5 protein-coding genes and 1 pseudogene are annotated in these 4835 nt (G+C 66.0%); 1 reads left to right on the forward strand and 5 read right to left on the reverse strand.

The window, feature by feature from the left end; all coding sequences use genetic code 11:
- The 4 genes and pseudogenes from HUK84_RS10560 to HUK84_RS22855 all read right to left on the reverse strand — a co-directional run.
- A partial coding sequence (locus HUK84_RS10560; RefSeq protein WP_176640257.1) for a class II D-tagatose-bisphosphate aldolase non-catalytic subunit occupies positions 1–494 on the reverse strand: 494 nt, incomplete at its 3' end.
- Between the two features lies 1 nt (position 495).
- Complete coding sequence (locus tag HUK84_RS10565; protein ID WP_176640258.1) at positions 496–1449, reverse strand: SIS domain-containing protein; 954 nt, start codon at positions 1447–1449, stop codon at positions 496–498.
- A 17-nt stretch (positions 1450–1466) separates the two neighbouring features.
- The gene (locus tag HUK84_RS10570) at positions 1467–2363 is read right to left on the reverse strand and encodes an N-acetylglucosamine kinase (RefSeq protein WP_176640261.1); all 897 of its coding nucleotides are present in this window, start codon (positions 2361–2363) and stop codon (positions 1467–1469) included.
- Between the two features lie 263 nt (positions 2364–2626).
- A pseudogene (locus HUK84_RS22855) lies at positions 2627–2883 on the reverse strand (ATP-binding protein); the annotation flags it as partial.
- An 85-nt stretch (positions 2884–2968) separates the two neighbouring features.
- Here HUK84_RS22855 and HUK84_RS10580 point away from each other — a divergent pair.
- Positions 2969–3220, forward strand: a complete 252-nt coding sequence (locus tag HUK84_RS10580; protein ID WP_176640259.1) for a hypothetical protein — start codon at positions 2969–2971, stop codon at positions 3218–3220.
- Between the two features lie 226 nt (positions 3221–3446).
- On the opposite strand, the gene HUK84_RS10585 is transcribed toward HUK84_RS10580, so the two are convergent.
- On the reverse strand, positions 3447–4835 hold a 1389-nt coding region (locus HUK84_RS10585; RefSeq protein WP_176640260.1), incomplete at its 5' end, for an NAD(P)/FAD-dependent oxidoreductase.

Below are 4835 nucleotides of genomic sequence, written 5' to 3' on the forward strand. Positions count from 1 at the left end.
ACGCTTTCCGCGCGCCGGGCCAGGGCGCAGGCGCGCTCGGCCACCACCTCGTCCGACAGGACGGCGGGTTCGCCCGCGCAGCCCATGCTCGCATCGAGGTGCAGCTTGGCGAAGCCCGCTCCGGCAAATGCCTCGATCATGTCGAGCGCCTTGGCCATCGCCTGGTCGGGCGGCAGGGATTTCCACGGATTGGGGCCCAGATGGTCTCCGCCCAGCAGGACCAGCTCCCTGGGGCAGCCCACCGCCGCCGCGACCGCAAGGACGCGATCGCGGAAATCGGCCGGCGTCATGCCGGTATACCCCCCCTCCTGATTGACCTGGTTGCAGGTCGCCTCGATCAGGACGGGACGCCCGGTAACGGCTGCGCGGGCCAGCGCCGCTTCCAGCACCAGCGGATGGGCCGAACAGACGGACGTCAGGCCCCGCCGCGCCTGCGGGGCAACAGCCGGATCATGCGCCTGGCGGACAAGGTCCAGGAAAGGGGCGAGGCGCATGTCAGGCGATCGTCACGACTTTGGTCAGATGGCGCGGCGCCAGTGTATCCAGCCCCCGGGCCCGCGCGACATATTCCCCCAAAAGCTGAAGCATCGGCAGAACGACCAGCGGACGGACATCCGCGTCGCCCGTGACGGACAGTGAAACCGTGCCCGGGCCGCCGATCCCCAGCACGCGCGCGCCTTTCGCCATCAGCTCCCCGGCCAGGAGACTTTCTTCTTCCAGCGTATCCGGATGATAGAGGAACACCACCATCGAACGTTCGTCGATCAGGCTGACGGGGCCATGCCGATATTCCAGCGGGTGATGCGCTTCGGTCTGGCTCAGGCTCATTTCCTGAAGCTTGAGCGAGCCCTCGCGCGCCACGCCATACAGCGCCCCCGCGCCGAGGAACACGAAATGCGACCGGCCGTCGATGAGCGACGCAAGCGCGGGGTCGGCGGCGTTCAGAAGGGCCTCGGCTCCGGCCGTCGTCTCGGGCGTGACGGAAATCCCGGCATAGCGCAGCCCCATCAGCAGCATGAGGCTGGCGGAGGCCGTCATGACGATGCCTTCCTCGGGATGGGTCTCCGCCAGGACGGTCGCGTCGGCGTTCTTCTCCAGGCTCGTGCCGGGCGCGCAGGTGAAGGCCGTGACATGCAGCCCGTTTCTGCGGCTTACGATGGCCGCCGCGACAGTCTCGGTCGACTCGCCGCTGCGCGAAAGCGCCAGCACATTCGGGCGGAGATGCCTGGGAATGTAATCCTGCGGGCGTCGTGTCCATTCATTGCCGGCAACCGCCCGCGAGAATATGCCATGGGCGTTCAGGCTGGCGGCGATGGCGTCGGCGATATGGACGGATGTCCCGCATCCCACCACGATATTGACCGATGCCGGGTCAGGACGGATGTCGCCCATCCCAACCTTGTTCCAAAGGGGAAATTGTTCGCGTATGCCGCGCTCGGTGGCGTTCATGAGGTAAGGCCGTCCTTTCAGGAGCCCAGGCCCGCGGCATCCAGCGTGCGGGCGAGCTGATTGATCCAGTTTGCATCCGGGGCCCAGCCGGCAAGGCGCGCCGCGGTGAGCACCCCCCCACCGATGGGGGGAAGTCGCGGCGGTGCCGGCGCGCCGCAGCGCGCGGCAATGGCGCCGCGCAGGAAACTGCTCCGCAACGTGCCCCCGGCATAGCTCCACGGAAGCGCCACGTCCGGAAATTTCCGGCGTGCCGCTTCGATATGGGCGATCAGATGGCCCGCCGCCTCCGTCATAAGGCGCGCGGCCGTCGGGCAGCCCCGCTCCGCCAGGTCCGACACGCTCCGGGCCAATGCGGCAACCGCCGAACGTTCGTGGTCGAGCGTGCCATACCATTCCAGCAGCGCCGCGCCACAGGCCTCCGGTTGGCGCGGCAGGCCCATGGCGTCGGCACAGGATGCAAGAAACCCCGCATCAGCGGTCCTCCGCCCATCCAGCAATTCCGTCATTACGGCCAGCGCGGCCCGCCCGATCCAGAAGGCGCTTCCTTCGTCGCCAAACAGGCTGCCCCACCCCCCGACGCGACACTGCCGGCCGGCCCCATCGGTCGCCCAGGCCATGGACCCGGTGCCGGATAGCAGCAGAACACCGGGCTGGCCGGCAAAGGCACCGGCACACGCCATGGCGACGTCATTCATCAGCTCGATGCGGCATCCAACGGCATGACGGACGGCCTCCTGCTGCTGCGCGGTCACCGTCCGGCTCTCGCCATAGCCCGCCAATCCCAGCCCGATGGCCGCCGTCGCGGCGGGGACATGCCCCATAAGATCGCGCAGAACGTCACGCCACAGCGGCTGGTCGAAGGGATTGGAGCCGTTTCTGCGCACCATGTGCGCGATGGAGCCGTCATGGCGCATCACGATCAGAAGTGTTTTCGTGCCTCCACCGTCTATCGCTGCGACACAGGCTTCATTCACGTCAGGACATCTCTCGAGGCATTTGATCCTTGAGCGATATCATCTCGACAAAATACGTCATGTCAAGTCATATTTCTGCTCAAATATATATCAATACGATCATAAATATGATTGTTTTATGAAGCGCGGCGCGCGGCGCTATCGTCCCGCCAGTCCACGCTTCGGGAGAACGATCTCGGCTTCCGACCGACTGACGCAGATCCGCGATTGGCTGCTTTTTCCTGCTCAAGGGCGTTGACGAGATCGACCGTGGACCAGAACCGCACCTTCTTGCGGTGATGTTCGATGGCCTGCACGGCAAGCGCGGTGGCCAGATGGGTCTTGCCGGTGCCGGGGCCACCAATGAGCACGAGCTTGTCCGACCGGTCGATGAAGTCCCCGCCATGGAGTTGGCGAACCAGACCTCGTTGACCTCGGCGGCAGAGACATCGCACCCTGCCAGATCCTTGTAAGCTGGGAAATCGCCTACGCTGCCGACATTGGTATTTTCAGGAAGTCGCGCCTTTCCATCAATTCACGCAGGCTGGAATGGAAGGGACAACATTATGGAGGTCAAACAGATCCGCAGCGACAGACGGGAAGCAATCAAGAAATCGGTGAACGACATTCCTGCAGGCACCGACCATCTCATTGCCTGGAGCGACGAAAACCGCACCGCAATCGTCAAATTCCCAAAGGGCGTCATCTATGAAGCCTTCGTCGAGCGCCTCCTGCGCGCTCTCGCCGAGCCGATGCTCTCCGCGATGATCCTCGGCTTACAGAACGGCCGGACGCAACTGAGCACAGCGTTCGACTAAACATTTCGACTAAACATCTAGTGTCCTGATTCCGAAATTCGCAGGCGAATTTTGGAATCGAAAGGACACTACAGCATCATCCGATCGAATGGTCCTTCAATCGGATAAAGATGCTCGATAAAACAATGAGCGGGAGCCATATCCGTAAACCGTGTGAACGGATATGGCTCCCGCTCATGCAGGCGACTCCTGTTCGGACAAGCCTCTGTCCTGCTCACCCTTTCCGCTACTGCGCGGACGCGCTCCGCGTCATGGTCTGGCGGATCAACCCGTCCACCTCCCGCCCGGCCAGGCTCAGCGCCACCGCCTCGGCGATGCGGATCCCGTCGATCCCGGCCGACAGGATGCCGCCGGCATAGCCCGCCCCCTCGCCGGCCGGAAACAGCCCGGCGGTATTCACGCTCTGCCCGTCCGGCCCGCGCGGAATGCGCAACGGCGAGGATGTCCGCGTCTCCACGCCGGTCATCACCGCGTCCTCCATGGCGAACCCGTCCAGTTCCCGGCCGAACGCCGCCAGCGCCTCGCGCATCGCATCGACGGCGAACGCGGGCAGGCACAGCGCCAGGTCGGTCGGCGTCACGCCCGGGCGATAGGACGGCTCTACCGCGCCCAAGCGGGTCGACGGCCGGCCGGCCAGGAAATCGCCCACGCGCTGGGCCGGCGCGCGATAATCGCCGCCTCCGGCCAGATAGGCCTGCCGTTCCCAATGACGCTGGAAGGCAATGCCGGCCAGCGGTCCGTCCGGATAGTCGGCCTGCGGGGTCACTCCGACCACGATCCCGGCATTGGCATTGCGCTCGGCGCGGGAATACTGGCTCATGCCGTTGGTGACCACGCGCCCTTCCTCGGACGTCGCGGCGACCACCGTGCCGCCCGGACACATGCAGAAGGAATAGACCGCCCGCCCGTTCGACGCGTGATGCACCAGCCGGTAATCCGCCGCCCCCAGCAGCGTGTGCCCCGCCTGGGCGCCGAACCGCGCGGCGTCGATCACCGATTGCGGATGCTCGATGCGCACGCCGATCGAAAACGGCTTTGCCTCCATCGCCACGCCACCGGCATGCAGCATCGCGAACGTATCGCGCGCGCTGTGGCCGATCGCCAGCACGACATGGCCGGTCTCCACCACGCCGCCATCCGCCAGCCGCACGCCCACGACCCGCCGCCCGTCCGGCCCGGCCTCCACCAGCACCTCCTCGACCCGCGTGCCGAAGCGGTATTCACCGCCCAGCGCCTCGATCTCGGCCCGGATATGCTCGACCATCGACACTAGGCGGAACGTGCCGATATGCGGCTTGGACAGGTACAGAATCTCCTCCGGCGCGCCGGCCCGGACGAATTCCGCCAGCACCTTGCGACCGTAATGGCGCGGATCGCTGACCTGGCTGTACAGCTTGCCGTCCGAAAACGTGCCCGCCCCGCCTTCGCCGAACTGGACGTTGCTCTCGGGCGTCAGCACCGACCTGCGCCACAGCGCGAACGTGTCGACCGTACGCTCGCGCACGATCTTGCCGCGCTCCAGGATCAGCGGCCGCAGCCCCATCTGCGCCAGCACCAGCCCGGCCAGCAGCCCGCACGGCCCCGCGCCGATCACCACCGGGCGGCGATAACCGGC

It is taken from the genome of Nguyenibacter vanlangensis, assembly GCF_013376155.1.
Lineage (GTDB): Bacteria > Pseudomonadota > Alphaproteobacteria > Acetobacterales > Acetobacteraceae > Gluconacetobacter > Gluconacetobacter vanlangensis.

Bases quoted from the DNA above. Each gene is read 5' to 3' on its own strand.
- HUK84_RS10565 (WP_176640258.1), bottom strand. From the start codon at position 1,449: ATGAACGCCACCGAGCGCGGCATACGCGAACAATTTCCCCTTTGGAAC.
- HUK84_RS10570 (WP_176640261.1), bottom strand. From the start codon at position 2,363: ATGCGCCATGACGGCTCCATCGCGCACATGGTGCGCAGAAACGGCTCC.
- HUK84_RS10580 (WP_176640259.1), top strand. From the start codon at position 2,969: ATGGAGGTCAAACAGATCCGCAGCGACAGACGGGAAGCAATCAAGAAA.